The organism is Embleya sp. NBC_00896 (genome assembly GCF_045207785.1).
Taxonomy (GTDB): Bacteria; Actinomycetota; Actinomycetes; order Streptomycetales; family Streptomycetaceae; genus Embleya.
The window spans coordinates 6,491,133-6,513,553 of record NZ_CP108776.1; the positions used below are offsets into that span (position 1 = coordinate 6,491,133).

4 protein-coding genes (1 of these 4 only partly in view) are annotated in these 22,421 nt (G+C 70.0%); 1 reads left to right on the forward strand and 3 read right to left on the reverse strand.

The features are described from left to right. Positions 1–19,458: the 3' portion of a non-ribosomal peptide synthase/polyketide synthase gene (locus OG928_RS29190; protein WP_406289194.1), read on the forward strand. It extends 4,110 nt beyond the left edge of the window; only the last 19,458 of its 23,568 coding nucleotides appear in the window; its start codon lies off the left edge, out of view; the stop codon is at positions 19,456–19,458. A gap of 147 nt (positions 19,459–19,605) precedes the next feature. Here the strand turns inward: OG928_RS29190 and dpgD are convergent, their stop codons facing one another. From dpgD to dpgB, 3 genes are read right to left on the reverse strand one after another with little or no spacing between them, the layout of a single operon-like run. Next, positions 19,606–20,412 carry an enoyl-CoA-hydratase DpgD gene (gene dpgD / locus OG928_RS29195; RefSeq protein WP_406289197.1) on the reverse strand — a complete coding sequence of 269 codons (807 nt, stop codon included), beginning with the start codon at positions 20,410–20,412 and terminating at the stop codon, positions 19,606–19,608. After that, positions 20,409–21,758: a (3,5-dihydroxyphenyl)acetyl-CoA 1,2-dioxygenase DpgC gene (gene dpgC, locus OG928_RS29200; RefSeq protein WP_406289199.1), complete on the reverse strand. Its 1,350-nt coding sequence runs from the start codon at positions 21,756–21,758 to the stop codon at positions 20,409–20,411. The genes dpgD and dpgC overlap by 4 nt, the downstream gene beginning before the upstream one ends. Further along, positions 21,755–22,417 carry an enoyl-CoA-hydratase DpgB gene (gene dpgB / locus OG928_RS29205; RefSeq protein WP_406289203.1) on the reverse strand — a complete coding sequence of 221 codons (663 nt, stop codon included), beginning with the start codon at positions 22,415–22,417 and terminating at the stop codon, positions 21,755–21,757. Before dpgB ends, dpgC begins: the two co-directional genes overlap by 4 nt. Between the last annotated feature and the right edge of the window lie 4 nt (positions 22,418–22,421).

A 22,421-nucleotide genomic window follows, 5' to 3' on the forward strand; every position in this document is an offset into this window, starting at 1 on the left:
CTGTCCGGGGATCCGATGTTCCGGGACATGCTCGGTCGAGTCCGTGACACCGGGCTCGGTGCGTTCGGAAACCAGGATGTGCCGTTCGAGCGGCTGGTCGAAGAGCTCGCTCCCACTCGGTCGCTGGCTCACCATCCGCTGTTCCAAGTCATGCTCACCGTTCAGAACACCGCGAGGGCGGCGCTCGATCTCCAGGCTGTGCACATCGGCGCACCGGCCGCGGACCTCATGGCGGGCCTGTCGACGGGGGCGAAGTTCGATCTGGATGTCACGGTCGAAGAGGTCTTCGACGACGAAGGGCACCCCGCGGGGTTGCTGGGCGGGTTCATCGGAGCCGCCGACCTGTTCGATGCCGGCTCGGTCGAGGCGATGGCCGACCGATGGATACGGGTGCTCGAACAGGTGGTCGCGGACCCGCAGATGCACGTCGGTGCTGTCGACGTCTTCGACGAGGATGAGCGTTCGCGGGTGTTGGTGGAGTGGAACGACACGGCCGTGCCGGCGGGTGATGTGTCGGTGGTCGATGGGTTCCGCGCCGGGGTGGTGCGGGCGCCGGATGCGGTCGCTGTGGTGTGTGACGGCGTCGAGGTGTCGTATGGGGAGTTGGATGCTCGGGCGAATGGGCTGGCTCGGCATCTGATCGGGTTGGGTGTGGGTCCGGAGTCGGTGGTCGCGGTCGTGATGGACCGGGGTCCCGAGTTGATGACGGCCTTGTTGGGCGTGCTTACGGCGGGTGGTGCCTATCTTGCGGTGGATCCCCAGCTGCCTGCCGAGCGGATCGCGTTCATGCTCGCGGATGCCGCTCCTGCGCTGATCATCACGGACGCGATCTGCGCGCCGCTCCTGCCCGATTCCGGGAGTCCGGTGCTGGTCCTTGATTCGCCGGCCGTCATTGCCGAGTTGGCGGGTTTGGCGTCGGCGAGTGTCGACGACGGCGACCGACGGGTGCCTTTGTCGGGGCAGCATCCGGCGTATGTGGTCTACACCTCGGGTTCGACGGGGCGTCCCAAGGGTGTGCTGGTTTCGCAGGCGGGGTTCGTGAACACGGCGGCGGCGGGGCGTGCGCGGTTCGGGACTGGGTCGGGGTCCAGGGTGGCGCAGTTCGCGTCGGTGGGGTTCGACAACTTCTGCCTGGAGTGGACGCTGGCCCTGCTGTCCGGGGCCGCCTTGGTGGTCGTGCCTGGGGAACGGCGGCTCGGCGAGGACTTCGCCCGGTTCGTGGTCGACCAGCGGATCACGCATGCGACGTTGCCGCCGGCGGTGTTGGCCGGTCTGCGGGCCGAGGAGATTCCGGCGCAGGTCGTTCTGGAGGTGGGTGGTGAGGCGTGCCCGCCGGAGTTGGTGGCTCGTTGGGCGCCGGGTCGGGTCATGTTCAACACGTATGGGCCCACGGAGACGACCGTCGACGCGGTCGCCTGGCGTTGCCGGCCCGGGCTGGACGAGACGCCGATCGGCACCCCTATCGCCAACACCCGCGCCTACGTCTTGGACGAGTTCCTCAAGCCCGTCCCGCCCGGTGTGACGGGTGAGCTGTACGTCGCCGGAGCGGGGTTGGCTCGCGGCTACCTCGGCCGGGCGGCCCTTACGGGTGAGCGGTTCGTGGCCTGCCCGTTCGGTTCCGGTGAGCGGATGTACCGGACCGGGGACCGCGCCCGCTGGAGTGCCGCAGGTGAGCTCGTGTTCGCCGGACGTGTGGACGACCAGGTCAAGATCCGCGGGTTCCGGATCGAGCCCGGCGAGATCCGGACCGTCCTGGTAGCCCACCCCGACGTGGCCCAGGCCGCCGTCGTGACCCGCGACGACACCACCACGGATCAGGCCGCTGACAAGCGTCTGGTCGCCTACATCGTCCCTGCCCATACGGATGGTGAGGACGACAGGATCCTCGCGGATACCCTGCGTCGGTTCGCCGCTGGGCGGTTGCCGGAGTACATGGTGCCGTCTGCGGTGGTTGTGTTGGATGTGTTGCCGTTGACGGTGAATGGGAAGTTGGATCGGGGTGCTTTGCCGGCGCCCGATTTCGTGGTCGGTGTGGGTCGTGGGCCGTCGTCGGTGCGTGAGGAGGTGTTGTGCGCGGCGTTTGCCGATGTGTTGGGTCTGGTGTCGGTGGGGGTGGACGACAACTTCTTTGCTTTGGGTGGGCATTCGTTGCTGGCGGTGACGCTGGTGGAGCGGTTGCGTGCGCAAGGGGTCTCGGTGTCGGTGCGGGCGTTGTTCGAGTCGCCGACGGTGGCCGGTCTGGCGGTGGCGGCGGGTCCGGTTCAGGTGCAGGTTCCCGCGAATCGGATTCCGGTCGGCAGCACGGTGATCACGGCGGACATGTTGCCGCTGGTGGATCTGTCGGATGCCGAGGTCGAGAACGTCGTCGGGTCGGTTCAGGGTGGGGCCGCGAATATCGCCGACGTCTATCCGTTGGCGCCGTTGCAGGAGGGCATCCTCTTCCACCACCTGGTGGCAGGTGAACGTGAACGCGACGTGTATGTCACGTCGTTCGTCCTGGAGTTCGATTCGCGAGAGCGCATCGACGGTTTCTTGCGCGCGCTGCAACAGGTCATCGATCGGCACGACATCTACCGCACCGCCATCGTCTGGGAGGGCGTGCGCGAGGCGGTCCAGGTCGTTCAGCGGGATGCACCCCTGAGCGTTCGGGAGATCACTCTCACCCCTGCCAACGGTGACCCGGCCGGCGAGCCGGTCGCGCAACTCCTTGCCGCCGGCGGGCTGAGTATGGACATCACGCGGGCGCCCTTGATCGATGCCCACATCGCGGCCGCCCCCGAAGAGGGCAGGTGGCTCGGGATGCTGCGCGTGCATCACATGATTCAGGACCACACCGGCATGGAGGTCCTGCTCCAGGAGGTCCAGTCCTTCCTGGCCGGACGTGGCGACGAACTCGCGCCAGCGCTGCCGTTCCGCGACTTCATGGTGCAGTCGCGCGAGAGCCTGCGTCATGGGCGGCACGAACAGTACTTCGCCGATCTGCTCGGCGATGTCACCGAGCCGACGACACCTTTCGGTCTGGTCGATGTGCGCGGTGACGGGACCGGTGTCCACCGAGCCGATCTGCCGATCCGGGAGGAGGTGGGAACGCGGATCCGTACGGTCGCTCGTGAGCTCGGCGTCAGCCCGGCCACCATCCTGCACGTGGCCTGGGCGCGGGTGTTGTCGGTGTTGTCCGGGCGTGACGACGTCGTGTTCGGGACGGTGCTGTCCGGGCGGATGAACGCCGGCGCCGGCGGGGACCGGGCCATGGGCCTGTTCATGAACACGCTGCCGGTGCGGGTGCGTCTCGAGAGCGCCGGCACCCGAGACGCGATCTCGGCCATGCGCGATCAGTTGGCCGCCCTCCTGGAACATGAACACGCACCCTTGGCGGTGGCCCAGCAGGCCGCCGGAATCGCCGGGGACGCACCGCTGTTCACCGCCCTGTTCAACTACCGCCACAACGGGGTTCAAGGGGCCGGCGGCCGGGCTTCCGACAACCTCCAGACCAGCGGAGGCATGGACGGGATCCGCACGGTCTTCATGCTGGATCTCACCAACTTCCCGTTGGCCGTATCCGTCGACGACCTGGGCACCGACGGGTTCGCCCTGACCGTGGACGCGGTCGCTCCGGGCGACCCGCACGTGGTCACGCGTCTGCTGCACACCACCATCGAGAACGTTCTCGTCGCTCTGGTGGAGAGCCTCGACCGCGATGGGAACTTCGACATTCCGCTTGGCACCGTTGAGGTGTTGGACGATGCCGAGCGGTCGCGGGTGTTGGTGGAGTGGAACGACACCGGGGCCGAGGTCCCGGCGTCGACCGTGGCGGGGTTGTTCGCCGAGCAGGTGGATCGGACCCCGGACGCGGTGGCGCTTGTCGCTGCCGGCGCGCAGGTGTCGTACGCGGATCTCGCCGCGCGTGCCGATCGGCTGGCCGGATATCTGAGCGGTCTCGGCGTGGGGCCCGGATCTGTGGTCGCGGTCGTGATGGAGCGCGGTGTCGATCTGGTCGTGACGTTGTTGGCGGTGTTGAAGGCGGGTGCGGCGTATCTTCCGATCGATCCGCAGCAGCCTGTCGATCGGATCGCGTTCATGCTGTCCGACAGTCGGGCGGTGGCGTTGGTGGGTACGGAGGACGTGCTCGACGAGCTGCCGGTGCGCGGCGTGCTGACGGTTGCTCTCGATGATCCTCGGGTCACGGATGTTGTCGCGACACACGCACCTGCCCCGGTGGGGGTCTTCGGGTCGTTGGATGCGTTGGCGTATGTGATCTATACGTCGGGTTCGACGGGTCGGCCCAAGGGTGTGGGGGTTTCGCATCGTGGGGTGTCGAGTCTGGTGGTGGCGCAGGCGGATCGGTTCGCGGTGGATGTGGACAGTCGGGTTTTGCAGTTCGCGTCGATCGGGTTCGATGCGGCGGGTGCCGAGACGTGGGTGACGTTGTGCAGTGGGGCGACTCTGGTTCTTGCTCCGGCGGGTGATCTGTTGCCCGGGGCGGGTCTGGCGGAGGTGATCGCCCGGCACGGGGTCACCCACGCGACGTTGCCGCCGGCGGTGCTGAGTGTCCTGGGCGATCGAGACCTCGACACGGTGCGGACGTTGGTCTCCGCGGGCGAGGCTCTGAGCGCGGACCTGGCCGAACGGTGGGGTGTGGGGCGGCGGTTGATCAACGCTTACGGGCCGACCGAGACGACGGTCTGCGCGACCATGTCGGGGCCGTTGGGTTCGGGTATGGAGCCGGTGATCGGTGGTCCGATCGTCAACACCAGGGCGTATGTTCTGGACGATCGGCTGAGTCCGGTTCCGCCGGGTGTGACCGGTGAACTCTACGTTGCGGGAGCGGGGTTGGCCCGGGGCTATCTCGGCCGGGCCGTCCTCACGGGTGAGCGGTTCGTGGCCTGTCCGTTCGGTGCCGGTGAGCGGATGTACCGGACCGGGGACCGCGCCCGCTGGACCCCCAACGGACAGTTGGTGTTCGTCGGTCGGGTGGACGACCAGGTCAAGGTGCGCGGTTTCCGGATCGAGCCGGCCGAGGTAGAGGCCGTCCTCGTGGCCCATCCCGAAGTGGGTCGCGCGGTGGTGATCGCCCGGGAGGAATCGCCGGGCGACACCCGGCTGTCGGCGTATGTGATCCCGGCCGACGGGAACGGCGTCGAGGACGATCTCCCCGAACAGTTGCGGCAGTTCGCCGGGGTACGTTTGCCGGAGTACATGCTGCCCAGCACGATCATGGTCCTGGAGGCGCTCCCGCTCACCGCGAATGGCAAGCTCGATCGCGCGGCTCTTCCCCGCCCGGACCGGGCCGCTCCCGCTGCGGCGGACGGCGTTGCCTCGACGCCTCAGGAGGAGATCCTGTGTGGCATGTTCGCTCAGATCCTGGGTCTGGACTCGGTCGGGGTGAACGAGAGCTTCTTCGAACTGGGCGGGCATTCGCTGTTGGCGACCCGGCTGGTGTCGCGGGTGCGTGCCGTACTGGGGATAGAGCTGGAGATCCGGGCCCTGTTCGAGACGCCGACCGTGGCCGGATTGGTCGCCCGACTCGCGGATGTGCGAGCGGGTGAGGTCCGGACACCCCTGGCCAGAGGGCTTCGTCCCGAGCGGCTTCCCCTGTCCTTCGCGCAGCAACGGCTTTGGTTTCTCGGTCAGTTGGAGGGGCCGAACCCGAGCTACAACATTCCGGTGGTTCTTCGTTTGTCGGGGGATCTGGATCGCGCCGCGCTGTCGGCCGCTCTCCGGGACGTCATCGGCCGGCATGAGGTGTTGCGGACCGTCTTCCCGATGATCGACGGCGAGCCCTACCAGCGGATCCTCGATCCGGACGCCCTGGACTGGGACCTCCAGCACGAGGAGATCGGGTCCGGGCAGCTGTCGCAGGCGATTGCGGCGGCGGCCGGATACGCGTTGGATCTGGCGCGGGAGATCCCGATCAAGGCATGGCTCTTCCCGGCTGACGGGGAAAGCATCCTGGTCGTGGTGGTGCATCACATCGCGAGTGATGGGTGGTCGATGGGTCCGTTGGGCCGGGACATCTCCACCGCCTACGCGGCGCGGCGTGGGGGTGAAGCCCCCGACTGGGCGCCGTTGCCGGTGCAGTACGCGGACTACGCGTTGTGGCAGCGGGAGTTGCTCGGCAACGGTGACGACCCGGACAGCGTGCTGTCCGCGCAGGTCGCCTATTGGCGGAGCGCGCTCGCGGGTATCCCCGAGGAACTCGATCTGCCCGTCGACCGCCCGCGCGCAGCGGTCGCGGGCCACCAGGGAGAGGCTGCCTCGCTCGTGGTCCCCGCCGATGTGCATGCGCGGTTGGTGGAGGTCGCGCGGGCCGAGGGCGTGACGGTGTTCATGGTGTTGCAGGCCGGACTGGCGGTGCTGTTGTCCCGGTTGGGTGCGGGCACCGACATTCCGATCGGCACCACGGTCGCCGGTCGTACCGACGAGGATCTGGACGATCTGGTCGGGTTCTTCGTGAATACGTTGGTGATGCGGACTGATCTGTCCGGGGATCCGACGTTCCGGGAGGTGCTGGGTCGGGTCCGCGATACCGGGCTCGGTGCGTTCGGGAACCAGGATGTGCCGTTCGAGCGCCTGGTGGAGGAGCTGGCTCCCGCTCGGTCCTTGGCGCGGCATCCGTTGTTCCAGGTGATGCTGACCCTGCAGAACACCGCGCGCGCGGCGCTGGATCTGTCGGGAGTGCAGGCGGGAGCACCGGTCCATGAGGGCGCGGCACAGCTGTCGCCCGCGGCGGCGGCGAATTTCGATCTCGACGTGACCGCCGAGGAGGTCTTCGACGAGCAGGGCAGGCCCGCGGGGATCCGCGGCTCGATCACCGCATCGGCCGACCTGTTCGATCAGGGTTCGGTTGAGGTGGTGGCTGCGCGGTGGGTGCGGGTGTTGGGGACGGTGAGTGCTGATCCGGGGGTTCGGGTCGGTGTGGTGGATGTGTTGGACGCGGATGAGCGTTCTCGGGTGTTGGTGGAGTGGAACGACACGGCCGTGCTGGTGGGTGATGTGTCGGTGGTCGATGGGTTCGGTGCTCAGGTGGTGCGGGCGCCGGATGCGGTTGCGGTGGTGTGTGATGGCGTCGAGGTGTCGTACGCGGAGTTGGACGCTGGGGCGAATCGGTTGGCTCGGCATCTGATCGGGTTGGGTGTGGGGCCGGAGTCGGTGGTCGCGGTCGTGATGGACCGGGGTCCCGAGTTGATGACGGCCCTGTTGGGCGTGCTCACGGCGGGTGGTGCCTATTTGGCGGTGGATCCCCAGCTGCCTGCCGAGCGGATCGCGTTCATGCTCGCGGACGCGGCGCCCGGCCTGATCATCACCGACACGGTCTGTGCGCTGCTCGTAGCCGACTCCGAGAGTTCCTCACTGATTCTCGATTCGCCGGCGGTGATCGCCGCCTTGGAGGGCTTCGCGTCGGCGAGTGTCGACGACCGTGACCGGCCGACGGCCCTTTCGGGGCAGCATCCGGCGTATGTGGTCTACACCTCGGGTTCGACGGGGCGTCCCAAGGGTGTGCTGGTTTCGCAGGCGGGGTTCGTGAACACGGCGGCGGCGGGGCGTGCGCGGTTCGGGACTGGGTCGGGGTCCAGGGTGGCGCAGTTCGCGTCGGTGGGGTTCGACAACTTCTGCCTGGAGTGGACGCTGGCCCTGTTGTCCGGGGCCGCCTTGGTGGTCGTGCCTGGGGAACGGCGACTCGGCGAGGACTTCGCCCGGTTCGTGGTCGACCAGGGGATCACGCATGCGACGTTGCCGCCGGCGGTGTTGGCCGGTCTGCGGGCCGAGGAGATTCCGGCGCAGGTCGTTCTGGAGGTGGGGGGCGAGGCGTGCCCGCCGGAGTTGGTGGCTCGTTGGGCGCCGGGTCGGGTCATGTTCAACACGTACGGGCCCACGGAGACGACCGTCGACGCGGTCGCCTGGCGTTGCCGGCCCGGGCTGGACGAGACGCCGATCGGCACCCCGATCGCCAACACACGCGCCTACGTCTTGGACGAGTTCCTCAAGCCCGTCCCGCCCGGTGTGACGGGTGAGCTGTACGTCGCCGGCGCCGGGTTGGCCCGCGGCTACCTCGGCCGGGCCGCCCTTACGGGTGAGCGCTTCGTGGCCTGCCCGTTCGGCTCCGGTGAGCGGATGTACCGGACCGGGGACCGGGCCCGCTGGAGTGCCGCAGGTGAGCTCGTGTTCGCCGGACGTACGGACGACCAGGTCAAGATCCGCGGGTTCCGGATCGAGCCCGGCGAGATCCGGACCGTCCTGGAGGCCCACCCCGACGTGGCCCAGGCCGCCGTCGTGACCCGCGACGACACCACCACGGTTGACCAGGCGGCCGACCGGCGTCTCGTGGCCTATGTCGTCACGTCCGAGGGCGGCACCGCCGACGGTGTGGGCCTGGCCGAGCAGCTCAGGCAGTTCGCCGCCGGGCGGTTGCCCGAGTACATGGTCCCGTCGGCGGTGGTCCTGTTGGACGCGCTGCCGCTGACGGTCAACGGCAAGCTCGACCACTCGGCCCTGCCGGCCCCCGACTATGCGACCGGTGTCGGCCGTGGCCCCTCGACGGTGCGTGAGGAGGTGCTGTGTGCCGCGTTCGCCGACGTGTTGGGTCTGGCGTCGGTGGGCGTGGACGACAACTTCTTCGCTCTGGGCGGGCATTCGCTGCTGGCGGTGACGCTGGTGGAGCGGTTGCGTGCGCAAGGGGTCTCGGTGTCGGTGCGGGCGTTGTTCGAGTCGCCGACGGTGGCCGGTCTGGCGGTGGCGGCGGGTCCGGTACAGGTGCAGGTCCCGGCGAATCGCATCCCGGCCGGCAGCACCGTGCTCACGGCCGACATGTTGCCCTTGGTGGATCTCTCGGATGCCGAGGTCGAGCACATCGTCGCATCCGTCGAGGGCGGCGCCGCGAACATCGCCGACGTGTATCCCCTGGCGCCGTTGCAGCAGGGCATTCTCTTCCACCACCTGATGGCGGGCGATGAAGAGCGTGATGTGTATGTGACGCCGTTCGTGCTGGAGTTCGATTCGCGTGAGCGTCTCGACGACTTCCTGTGGGCCTTGCAGCAGGTCATCGATCGGCACGACATCTACCGCACCGCCATCATGTGGCAGGGCGTGCGCGAGGCGGTCCAGATCGTCCAGCGGGATGCGCCCCTGACCGTCCGGGAGATCACTCTCACCCCTGCCAACGGTGACCCGGCCGGCGAGCCGGTCGCGCAACTCCTCGCCGCCGGCGGGCTGAGCATGGACATCACGCGCGCGCCGTTGTTCGACGCCCACATCACAGCCGCGTCCGACGGCGAGAAGTGGCTGGGCATGCTGCGCGTGCACCACATCGTCCAGGACCACACCGGCATGGAGGTCCTGCTCCAGGAGGTCCAGTCCTTCCTGGCCGGACGTGGCGACGAACTCGCGCCGGCGCTGCCCTTCCGCGACTTCATGGTGCAGTCGCGCGAGAGCCTGCGTCATGGGCGGCACGAACAGTACTTCGCCGAGCTGCTCGGGGACGTCACCGAGCCCACGGCTCCGTTCGGACTCCTGGACGTACGCGGTGACGGAACGGGCGTCAGGCGCGCCGAGTTGCCGGTCGAGGACACGCTCGGGGTTCGGATCCGCGAGGTCGCTCGCAGCCTCGGCGTCAGTCCGGCCACCGTTCTGCACGTGGCCTGGGCGCGGGTCCTGTCGGTCCTGTCCGATCGCGACGATGTCGTATTCGGGACCGTGCTGTTCGGGCGGATGAACGCCGGGGCAGGCGCCGACCGGGCGTCCGGCCTGTTCATGAACACGCTGCCGGTCCGCGTACGCACCGACCGGCTGGGCGCGCTGGAAGCGGTCGGCGCGATGCGGACCCAGTTGGCCGCCCTGATGGAGCACGAGCACGCCCCCTTGGTCGTGGCCCAGCAGGCCAGTGCCATCTCCGGGGACATGCCGCTGTTCACGTCGTTCTTCAACTACCGCTACGGCGGCGGCCAAGAGACCGGTCCGCATGCCGACAACCTCCAGGGCAGCGGAGACATAGAGGGGATCCGAACGGTCTTCGCGCTCGAACTCACCAACTTCCCGTTGGCCGTATCCGTCGACGACCTGGGCGCCGAGGGCTTCGCGCTGACCGTGGACGCCGCCACCCCCGGCGACCCGCACGCCGTGACGCGCCTGCTCCACACCACCATCGAGAACCTCCTCGCGATCCTGGAGGAGAGCTCCGAGCGCGATCTGGACCGCAACCCCGATGGCGACCGCAACCCCGACGTGCCGCTCAATACCGTGGAAGTCCTGGGCAGCGACGAGCGAACCCGCATATTGGTGGAGTGGAACGACACCGCGGCCGAGATTCCGGCGGTGATGGTGCCGCAGTTGTTCGCCGCGCAAGTCGCGCGGACTCCGGACGCGCCCGCGGTGGTGTGCGAAGGCGTCGAGGTGTCGTACGCGGCCTTGGACGCGCGTGCGGAGCGGTTGGCGCGGGTGTTGCGCGGTCGCGGGGTCGGCGCCGGCGCGGTCGTGGGATTGTGCCTGCCCCGCGGGGTGGACTCGATCTCGGCGATCCTGGGTGTGTGGAAGGCGGGGGCCGCCTATCTGCCGATCGACCCCCAGTACCCGTCCGAGCGGATCGCCTTCATGCTCGCGGACAGCCGGGCCGCCACGCTGATCAGCACCGGGAAACTGCTCGACGAACTGCTCGAAGGATTGCTCGCGGAGCTGCCTGCCGGCGGGCTGCCGACCCTCGCGGTCGACGACCTCACCCCGACCACCGAAGGCGAGACCACGGCCGACGACACCACGCGGGTGCCCGCCGACCCGGCCGAACTCGCCTATGTGATCTACACATCCGGCTCGACCGGTAGGCCGAAGGGTGTCGCCGTGACCCACGGCGGGTTGGCGAACTATGTGGTGTGGGCGGCGGACGCGTATGACGTCGGTGCGCGTGGCGGTGCGCCGCTGCATTCGTCGTTGGCTTTCGACCTGACCGTGACGAGCGTGTTGTTGCCGCTGGTGTCCGGTTCGGCGGTGGTGGTCAGCCCCGAGGGAGGCGCCGAGGGACTGGCGGCGTTGGTGCGCGCGGGAGGCGGGTTCGACCTGACCAAGGTCGTACCCGCGCATCTTCCGCTGCTGGGCGAGGCGTTGGCGCCGGACGAAATAGCGGGCGCGACACGGCGATTGGTCGTCGGTGGCGAGGCCCTGTCCGGTGCCGACGTGGGTGCGTGGTTGGAGCGGGCGCCCGGGTCGGTGGTGGTCAACGAGTATGGGCCGACCGAGACCGTCGTCGGGTGCTGTGTGTTCGAGGTGCGGGCCGGGCAGGAGATCGTCGGGCCGGTGCCGATCGGTCGTCCGATCGCCAACACCCGGCTGTTCGTGCTGGGGGAGGATCTGGGTCCGGTGCCGGTCGGGGTGATCGGTGAGTTGTACATCGCCGGCGCCGGTTTGGCACGCGGTTACATCGCCCGGCCCGCCCTGACCGGTGAGCGGTTCGTGGCCTGCCCGTTCGCGGTGGGTGAGCGGATGTACCGCACCGGAGACCGGGTGATGTGGAACGGTGAGGGACAGTTGGTGTTCCTCGGGCGCGGTGACGAGCAGGTCAAGATTCGCGGGTTCCGGGTCGAGCCGGGCGAGATCGAGAGCACGCTCGGTGCGCACCCGCTGGTCGCCAGGTCGGTCGTGGCCGTGCGTGAGGACACGCCGGGCGACAAGCGACTCGTCGCCTACGTCGTCCGCAGCGGCACCGCCGGCAGCGGCGACGCGGCTGACAACGGCGGTACGGACGGCGGGTACAGCGCGGACGACGTGGACGCCAAGCGCCTTCCGGAAACGCTGCGTCGGTTCACCGCCCGGCGGCTGCCGGACCACATGGTCCCCTCGGCGATCATCGTGCTGGACGCGTTTCCGCTGACCGCCAACGGCAAGTTGGATCGCAACGCCCTGCCGGCTCCCGAGTACGTGACGGGCGTGGGCCGTGGCCCCTCGTCGGTGCGCGAGGAGGTCCTGTGTACGGTGTTCGCCGAGGTCTTGGGCTTGGCGTCGGTGAGCGTGGACGACAACTTCTTTGCCCTGGGCGGCCATTCGTTGCTGGCGATCACGCTGGTGGAACGGCTGCGCGCACGGGGAGTGTCGGTGTCGGTGCGGGCGCTGTTCGAGTCGCCGACGGTGGCCGGCCTGGCGATGGCCGCCGGTCCGGTGCCGGTACAGGTCCCGGCGAACCGGATCCCGGCCGACGTCGAGGTGCTCACGGCCGACATGCTGCCGCTGGTGAACCTGTCCGATGCCGAGGTCGAGCACCTCGTCGCGTCCGTCGAGGGCGGGGCCGCGAATATCGCCGACGTCTATCCGTTGGCGCCGTTGCAGGAGGGCATCCTCTTCCACCACCTGATGGCGGGCGAGCACGAACGGGACGTCTATGTGGCGCCGTTCGTGCTGGAGTTCGATTCGCGTGAGCGTCTCGACGGCTTCCTGTGGGCCTTGCAACAGGTCATCGATCGGCACGACATCTACCGCACCGCGATCGTCTGGGAGGGAGTCGCCGATCCGGTCCAGGTCGTTCAGCGGCACGCGCCCCTCAGCGTCCGGGACATCATCCTCGACCCCGAAAGTACCGATCCGGTGGCGGAGTTGGTCGCCGCCGGTGGCCTGAGCATGGACATCGGTCGCGCGCCCCTCATCGACACCCACGTCACCGCGACGTCCGGCGAACACCGGTGGTTGGCCCTGCTGCGGGTGCATCACATGATTCAGGACCATGTCGGCATGGAGGTGCTGCTCCAGGAGGTGCGCGCCTTCCTGGCCGGGCGGGGCGACGAGCTCGCGCCGGCGCTGCCGTTCCGCGATTTCGTGGTGCAGTCGCGGGAGAGCCTGCGCCGCGGGGGGCACGAAGAGTACTTCGCCGAGCTGCTCGGCGATGTCACCGAAACCACCGCGCCCTTCGGGCTGCTCGATGTCCGCGGTGACGGATCGGGGGTCCGACGCGCCGAGTTGCCGGTCGAGGACGCGGTCGGGGCGCGGATCCGTGAGGTCGCCCGCCGACTCGGGGTCAGTCCCGCGACGCTCTTGCACGTGGCATGGGCCCGGGTGCTCTCGGTCCTGTCCGATCGTGACGACGTGGTGTTCGGGACCGTGCTCTTCGGGCGGATGAACGCCGGGGCCGGCGCCGACCGGGCGTTGGGCCTGTTCATGAACACCCTGCCGGTGCGGGTGCGCACCAATCGGATGGGCGCCCCGGCGGCGGTCCGCGCGATGCGGGCCCAGTTGGCCGCTCTTCTGGAGCACGAACACGCCCCGCTGGCCCTGGCTCAGCAGGCCAGTGGCATCGCCGGGGACGCGCCGCTGTTCACCTCCTTCTTCAACTACCGCTACAGCGGCGACCAAGAGGGCGAACCGGATCCCGCCGACCTGCCGGGCGATCAGGGAAGGGACGGGATCCGCACGCTCTTCATGCAGGACCTGACCAACTTCCCCTTGGTCGTATCCGTCGACGACCTGGGTTCCGACGGCTTCGGCCTGACGGTGGACGCCGTCGCACCGGGCGACCCGCACCAGGTCGCGCGCATGTTGCACACCGCCATCGAGAACTTCCTCACCGCCTTGCAGGAGAGTCTCGATCGCGACGACGACACCGAGGTCCCACTCGGTGCGGTGGACGTGTTGGCCGCCACCGAGCGCTCCCGGGTGCTGGTGGAGTGGAACGACACCGCCGTGGACGTGCCGTCGGCGACCGTGCCGGAACTGTTCGCGGCACAGGTGGCGCGGACGCCGCAGGCGGTGGCCGTGGCAGGCGACGGATTAGAGGTGTCCTACGCGGAGCTGGACGCACGGGCCGACCGGCTGGCGTGCCACCTGGCCGGGGCGGGGGTCGGGCCGGAGTCGGTGGTCGCCGTGCTGATGGAGCGTGGCGTGGAGCTGGTGGTGGCCCTGCTCGCCGTGTGGAAGGCCGGCGCGGCATATCTGCCGATCGACCCGAAGCAGCCGGTCGACCGGATCATGTTCATGCTCACCGACAGCCGGGCGGCGGCGCTGCTGGGCATGGAGGAGATGCTCGAGGACCTGCCGCTCGGGCGGATCCTGACGATCGCCCTGGACGATCCCCAGGTGCGTACCGCGTTGGCGGTGACTCCGGCCGGGCCGGCCGAGTCGGCGGTGGTGCCCGACGGGCTGGCGTACGTGATCTACACGTCGGGATCCACGGGCACGCCCAAGGCGGTGCTGGTATCGCATGCCGGCGCGGTGAACCTCGTCGCGGCACGAGGACTGTCCCTGGACGGGAGCAGCCGGGTACTGCAGTTCGCGTCGGTGGGATTCGACGCCGCGACCTGGGAACTGCTGATGGCCCTGTGCTCGGGTGCCCGCCTCGTGGTGGCGCCGGCCGACGAACTCCTGCCGGGGGCAGGGTTGATCGAGGTGATCAGGCGGCACCGGGTGACGCATGTGCTGCTGCCGCCCACCGTGCTCGGGCTGCTCGACCCCGACGATCTCGCGTCGGTCTCGACGCTGCTGTCCGGCGGTGAGGCCCTGAGTGGGGACCTGGTGGCGCGGTGGGCACCGGGCCGGCGGTTGGTGAACGCGTACGGGCCGACGGAGATGTCCGTGGTGGCGACGATGTCCGCTCCGCTGCGGCCGGGCGACGAGCCGGTGATCGGCACGCCGATCGTCAACACCCGTACGTACGTGCTCGACGAGTACCTGACCCCGGTGCCGCCGGGCATGGTCGGCGAGCTGTACGTGGCGGGGGCGGGCGTCGCGAGGGGATATCTGGGCCGCCCCGGGCTCAGCGCGCAGCGGTTCGTGGCGGACAGGTTCGCCGCGGACGGGTCGCGCATGTACCGGACCGGGGACCGGGTCAGGTGGACCGACGACGGCCGGTTGGAGTTCGCCGGCCGCACCGACGACCAGGTCAAGATCCGCGGCTTCCGGATCGAGCCGGGTGAGGTCGAGGCCCTACTGGTCGAACACCCGCGCGTGGCCCAGGCCGCGGTGATCGCGCGAGAGGACGCCCCGGGGGACAAGCGTCTGGTCGCCTATGTCGTTGCGGCAGCCGGCGCGGCCGATCACGACGACTCGGGCTCGGGTTCGGGCTCGGGCTTGGGCTCGGCTTCGGGCGGGGAAGCCCTGCCCGAGCTGCTCCGGGAGTTCGCGTCCGAGCGGTTGCCGGAGTATCTGGTGCCCTCCGCGATCGTCGTCCTGGCCGCCCTTCCCCTGACGACCAACCGGAAGCTGGACCGCAAGGCCCTGCCGGCCCCGGAGTACACCGGCACCGCCGGAGCGGGCCGGCCGGCGTCCGACATCCGGGAGGAGATCCTCTGCGGAGTCTTCGCCCAGGTCCTCGGCCTGGAGACGGTCGGGGTCGACGACGACTTCTTCGAGCTGGGCGGGCATTCCCTCCTGGCGACCCGGCTGGTGTCCCGGATCCGCGCGGTGCTGGGAGCGGAGATCGCCATCCGGGAGCTGTTCGAGGCACCCACGGTGGCCGGGCTCGCGGCGCGGATCGCGGACGCGGGGACGGGCGAGCTGCGGCCGGCGCTGACGGTGCGCGAGCGGCCGGAACGCCTGCCGCTGTCCTTCGCCCAGCGGCGCCTGTGGTTCATCGAGCAGTTGGAGGGACCGAACCCGACGTACAACATCCCGGTCGTGGTGGGCCTGACGGGAGACCTGGACGTCGAAGCGCTGTCCGCCGCGCTGCGGGACGTCATCGGTCGCCACGAAGTGTTGCGCACGGTGTTCCCGGTGGCCGACGGCGAGCCGTACCAGCAGGTCCTCGACCCGAGTGGGCTCGGCTGGGAGCTGGAGGTGTGCCGGGTCGCTCCCGCGCGGTTGGCGGAGGCGGTCGGGCACGCGTCCGAGCACGCCTTCGACCTGTCGTCCGACGTGCCCATTCGGGCCTGGCTCTTCGCGTCCGACGAGGAGTCCGTGCTGGTGGCGGTGGTGCATCACATCGCGGGAGACGGTTGGTCGTGGGAGCCGTTGGGGCGGGACATCGCCCAGGCGTACGCGGCGCGGCGAGAGGGGCGGGCACCGGATTGGGAGCCGCTGCCGGTGCAGTACGCGGACTACGCGCTGTGGCAGCGCGAACTCCTCGGCAGCGACGACGACCCGGGCAGCGTGCTGTCGAGCCAAGTGGCCTACTGGCGCGACGCGTTGGCCGGCGTCCCGGAGGAACTCGCGCTCCCCGTCGACCACCCGCGCCCGGCCATCGTGACGCACCGCGGCCACAGCGTGCCACTGGAGATCCCGGCCGACGTGCACACCCGACTCGTGGAGTTGGCGCGGGCCGAGGGGGTGACGGTGTTCATGGTCCTGCAGGCCGGCCTCGCCGTGCTGCTGTCCAAGCTGGGCGCCGGCACGGACATCCCGATCGGTGCCGCCGTCGCCGGTCGTACCGATGAGGGCCTGGACGACCTGGTCGGGTGCTTCGTCAACAGCCTGGTGATGCGGACCGACCTGTCCGGCGACCCCACCTTCGGGGAGCTGCTGGGTCGGGTTCGCGACGCGGGACTCGGCGCGTTCGGCCATCAGGACGTGCCGTTCGAGCGGTTGGTCGAGGAGCTCGCGCCCACTCGATCCCTGGCGCGACACCCGCTCTTCCAGGTCATGCTCACCCTGCAGAACAACGCGCGAGCGGCACTGGACCTGCCCGGAGTACGGACCGACGCGCCGACAGCCGATGCCTCCGCGAACCTGTCGTCGGTGGCCAAGTTCGACCTGGACGTGACGGTCGCCGAGGCATTCGACCGGGAAGGACACCGTGCGGGGCTGCTGGGTTGGGTGACCGGAACAGCCGACCTGTTCGACCCCGACACCGTCGAGGCGCTCACGCGTCGGTTCGTTCGGGCGCTCGACGCGGTCACCGCCGATCCGACCGCCCGCCTCGGCGCGATCGACGTGTTGGACGATGCCGAGCGGTCGCGGGTGTTGGTGGAGTGGAACGACACAGCGGCCGAGGTCCCGGCGTCGACCGTGGCGGGGTTGTTCGCCGAGCAGGTGGCTCGGACCCCGGACGCGGTGGCGCTGGTGTCCGCCGAGGCGCGGGTGTCGTATGCGGAGTTGGCCGTGCGTTCCGATCGGCTGGCCGGGTATTTGGGCGGGTTGGGGGTGGGGCCGGAGTCGGTGGTCGCAGTGGTGATGGAGCGCGGTGTCGATCTGGTCGTGACGTTGTTGGCGGTGTTGAAGGCGGGTGCGGCGTATCTTCCGATCGATCCGCAGCAGCCTGTCGATCGGATCGCGTTCATGCTGTCCGACAGTCGGGCGGTGGCGTTGGTGGGTACGGAGGACGTGCTCGACGAGCTGCCCGTGCGCGGCGTGCTGACCGTGGCCCTGGACGACTTGAGCGTCGAGGCCGCGATCGCGACGCAACCCGCCCTTCCGGTGCGGGACTTCGGGTCGTTGGATGCGTTGGCGTATGTGATCTATACGTCGGGTTCGACGGGTCGGCCCAAGGGTGTGGGGGTTTCGCATCGTGGGGTGTCGAGTCTGGTGGTGGCGCAGGCGGATCGGTTCGCGGTGGACGTGGACAGTCGGGTTTTGCAGTTCGCGTCGATCGGGTTCGATGCGGCGGGTGCCGAGACGTGGGTGACGTTGTGCAGTGGGGCGACCCTGGTGCTTGCTCCGGCCGGTGAGCTGTTGCCCGGGGCGGGTCTGGCGGAGGTGATCGCGGGGCACGGGGTCACCCACGCCACGTTGCCGCCGGCTGTGCTGAGCGTGCTGGGCGATCGAGACCTCGACACCGTGGAGACGATCGTCTGCGCGGGCGAGGCTCTCGGTGCGGACCTGGCCGAACGGTGGGGTGTGGGGCGGCGGTTGATCAACGCTTACGGGCCGACCGAGACGACGGTCTGCGCGACCATGTCGGGGCCGTTGGGTTCGGGTATGGAGCCGGTGATCGGTGGTCCGATCGTCAACACCAGGGCGTATGTTCTGGACGATCGGCTGAGTCCGGTTCCGCCGGGTGTGACCGGTGAACTCTACGTCGCGGGAGCGGGGTTGGCCCGCGGATACCTCGGGCGGGTCGCCCTGACCGGTGAGCGGTTCGTGGCCTGCCCGTTCGGTGCCGGCGAGCGGATGTACCGGACCGGGGACCGCGCCCGCTGGACCCCCGACGGACAACTGGCCTTCGCCGGTCGGGTGGACGACCAGGTCAAGATCCGCGGCTTCCGGATCGAACCCGGTGAGATCCGGAGCGCCCTCGAAGCCCACCCCGAGGTCGCCCGGGCCGCCGTCACCACTCGCGAGGACACTCCCGGCGACATCCGCCTCATCGCCTATGTCGTCCCGACGGCGGACATCGATCCGGCCGGCGCGATCGACGCCGACGACCACGGCACCGGCGACACCAAGGACGATCTGTCCGACCTGCTGCGCGGGTTCATCGGTCGGCAATTGCCCGCGTACATGGTCCCCTCGGCGATCGTCGTCCTCGACGCGCTTCCACTGACCGCCAACGGCAAGCTCGATCGCAACGCCCTTCCCGCACCGGGGTATGGGGGAGCGGCGGCGACCGGTTCGGGCGCCGGTCGCCACCCGGCCACCACGCTCGAAGGCCTCCTGTGCGAGGTGTTCGCCGAGACTCTCGGCCTGGAATCGGTGGGCGTGGACGACAACTTCTTCGAGTTTGGCGGACACTCGCTGCTGGCCGTGACGCTGGTGGCGCAGCTGGCGGCGCGCGGAGTGTCGGTGCCGGTGCGGAGCCTGTTCGCGGACCCGACCGTGGGTGGGCTCGTCCGGCGGATGAACCTGTCGTCCGTCCAGGACGCCCTGGGGGTTCTGCTGCCGATCAAGACCCAGGGCAGCGGATCGCCGTTCTTCGCGCTGCCGCCGGGCGCCGGACTGAGCTGGTGCTACACGCCGCTGGCGCGGTACGTCGCGGAGGGCACCCCGCTCTACGGGTTGCAGGCCCCCGGCCTCGACGGATCCGGCGAGATCTCCCGCTCGGTCGGGGAGATGGCGGCGACGTACATCGAACAGATCCGCAGCGTGCAGGCCACGGGTCCGTACCACCTCCTGGGCTGGTCCTTCGGCGGGACCCTCGGGCACGAGATCGCCGTCCGGCTGCAAGCCGCGGGCGAGGAGGTGGCGGCTCTGGTGATCATGGATACGTACCCGCCGAGCGCCCCGGACGACCCCGAGGACCTGCGGGACACCGGGGGACCCGGGGACGAGGTCGCCGACTTGGCCGAGCGGATGCGGACGGTTCGTCAGGAGGCGGGCTTCGAGGGAGTGATCTCCGACGACGAGCTCACGCTCCTGGCTCGGATCTACCAGAACAACGGGGCGATCGGCGACGAGCACGAGTTCGGGCGATTCGACGGGAACGTCCTGCTCGTCGTCGCGGAGAAGGGCAAATCCGCGGAGTTCGCGGGCGCGGAGAGCTGGCGGCCGCACGTGTCCGGGGAGGTTTCGGAGCTCCGTCTCCCGTACGAGCACGCCGAGTTGGTGCACCCCGAAGTACTGGCCCAGGTCTGGTCGGCGGTGTCCGCCTGGCTGGAGTCGGCGGCGGCGTCGGATTCGGCGTAGCGGTACGGGCGTCGGGCGGGCCGGGACGCCGGCCCGCCCGACGCCCGGGCCCGGCGACCTCGGATCACGTCACCGGGCCGACGCCACCGCCCACCCCGCACATGCCGAAGACGGGCGGGCCATCGGCCCGCCCGTCCGGTGTTGTGCTCAGAGCCCGTGCCACTCCGGTTCGCGATGCTCCGCGAACGCCCGCGGTCCCTCGACGGCGTCCCGGCTGTGCCGACGCCTCTGCTCCCACTCGAACGGTGTCGTGAACGCCTGATCGAGCGGCATGTCCAGCGATCGCAGTACCGACTCCTTGATCGCCCGCACCGCCAACGGGGCACTGCGCAGCAGGTCGTCGGTCCATTCGGCGACGCAGGCGTCGAGCTGTTCGAGCGGTACGACCTCGTTGACCAGCCCCAGCCGGAGCGCGGCGTCCGCACTCATGCGGCGGCCGGTCAGCAGATGGCCCATGGCGATCTTCAAGGGGATCTGCCGGGCCAGCCTGAAGGCGCCCCCGGCGCCGGGAATCAGGCCGAGCCGCGCTTCCGGCAGCGCGAAGACCGCCTGGTCGCAGGCGATGATCAGGTCGCAGGCCAGCGCGAGTTCGAACCCGCCGCCCAGGGCATACCCGTTGACGCGGGCGATCACGGGCTTGGACAGGCCGAATCGTTCGGTCAGCCGCGGATAGCCCGGCAGGCCGCGGCTGCCGAAGGTCGACGGCGGTACCGCCTGCCGGTCGAGCCGGGCCCGCTCGCGCAGATCCTGACCGACCGAGAAGGACCGGTCGCCGGCCCCGGTCAGCACCGCGACCCGTACCTCGTCGTCGGCCTCGACGTCGTCCCAGATCGCGGCCAACTCCTCGTGCGTACGCAGGTCCATCGCATTGAGCACGGCGGGCCGATTCAGCGTGATGCGCGCGACGTGGTCCTTCTTCTCGTACACCACCCGCGGCTCCTCGGCGTCGCTCACCGCGACTGCACCTCCTTCTCGGCGGAGAAGCGGCCGACCTTGTGGAGCACGTCTTCGCTGTACGTGCGAAGGGCCTGTTGCAGCGCGAACTCGGCCATGTAGCGCCGGAATTCGTCCGGCGACTCCTCCGCCAGGTTCAGCATTCCCCGGTTGGCCGCCACGGCCGGACCCCGAAGGCGTCGGAGGCTGTCCTCGACGGCCTCGTCCAGCCGATCGGGATCGTGGACCTCGTCGACGAGGAGCCGGGCCTCCGGTTCGGTCGCCAGGATCCGGCGCCCTTCGAGGATGACCTGCCGGGACAGGCGCGGGCCGCCGAACCGGGTCAGCCGGAAGTTGGCCGCTCCGGGAATGATGCCCTCGCGCGCGGCCGGCAGGCTGAAGTAGGCGTCCGACGCGGCCAGCACGTGATCGAACACGAGCAGCAGCTGGGCGCCGCCGCCGATGGCGAAGGCGTCCACCGCCGCGACCCAGGGCTTTTGCACGGTGGGGGACCGCCAGGCCGCGTCATCCTCGACGAGCACACCCCGCAACAGCTTGTGGATGTAACCGAGTTCGCGCCGCAGGAGGAAGTCGACCAGCGAGATGTCGCCGGCGTCGAGGGCCTTGAGATTGATGCCGGCGCTGAACACCCGCTTGCCGCGGTAGCGGGGATGGGTCATCTCGCCCCCGCGCAGCAGACCCACCTCCACGTCCGGGTCGAGCAGGGCGAGATCGACCGCGGTCTCCATGTCGTCGACCTGCCGATCGTCCTCCGCGTTCAGGCAGTCGTCACGACACATGGTCAGCCGTGCGGCGCCGTCCCGTCGCTCGACGCGTACGGAGCCCAGATCGATCCGGCCGGTCGCGGTGAACTCCGGCAGCAGGCGCAGCGCCCGAGGGGTGGGCCGCAGCATCGTGTCGAGCAGGTGCGCACCGGCCGTCGCCGAGCGCAGAACCCTGCCGAAGAAGATGCCCTGGTCGATCTCGTGGCCGTCCTTGTGCGCCTGCGGCCGGCCGCGGTCGACGGCGAGCTGTTCGACGGTGGGGACCAGGCCGGGGAACGCCGCCGCGGCCGCCAGGGACAGCTCCGCGAGCCGAAGGCCGCGCGTTCGGCCGTGGGTGAGTTCGTCGTAGACCGCGTCCGCGTGGGTGTCCATGAACGCGCAACGCAGCGCCCGCGCGGCGTCCTTCGCGGCCTCGGCGGCGGCGCGCTGCACCGACGTCCGATGCTCGGGTTCGGGCAGGATCGCCAGCAGGTCCTCGGTGTGCTCCGCGGCCTGGGCGAGCGCCGACCGGGCCGAGGCCAGGTCGGCGCGGACGTCCCGGAGGTCCTCGCGCCACTCGGCCCGGACGTCGCCGCCGATCATGACGCCGCCGCGGCGGACGCCCGGCGCAGCACCCGGTCGCAGGCGGCCAGGTGCACGCCCAGCGCGTCCTCGAAGCTGGCGGTGCCCGCGTCGAACAACAGTTGCCGCCGGATGGCCAGCTCGAAACCGGTCGGTCCGCCGGCCGGTTCGGCCGCCGCCAGCGCGCCCGCCACGTCGTCCGTCAGCTCGTCGATCAGGTGCAGGGCCAGTGCCTGGTCGGCTTCGAGGGGCGTACCGAAGAGCACCGCCCGGCGGATCGCCGCCGTGCCCGCGCCCTTGTGGGCGAGCCGGTACAGCGCCATGCCGGGCCAGGTGACCCCCGCCTCCACGGGCACCATCAGCCGCACGGACGGGGTGGCGATGCGGTAGTCGGTGGCCAGGAAAGCGTCCAAGGCCAGGCCCCCGCAGCCGCCCTCGGCGACCGCGACCGTGGCCGCGGGCAGGCGTTCGAGCCGGCGCAACGCGCGTTCCCACTTGCTGACCAGCGCCACGGTCAGCCCGTCCGGCCGCGGGCCCTCGGGGGCGCCCGAGACACGGACCACCACTCTGCTGCGCCCACCTCGGTCCTCGGCGCTGTCGCATACGGCGCCCACGGCCGCGACCGCGTCGGCCGTCAGGGGCCGCGTGCCGTCGATCCGAAGCACCAGGTCGTCGTTCATGTGT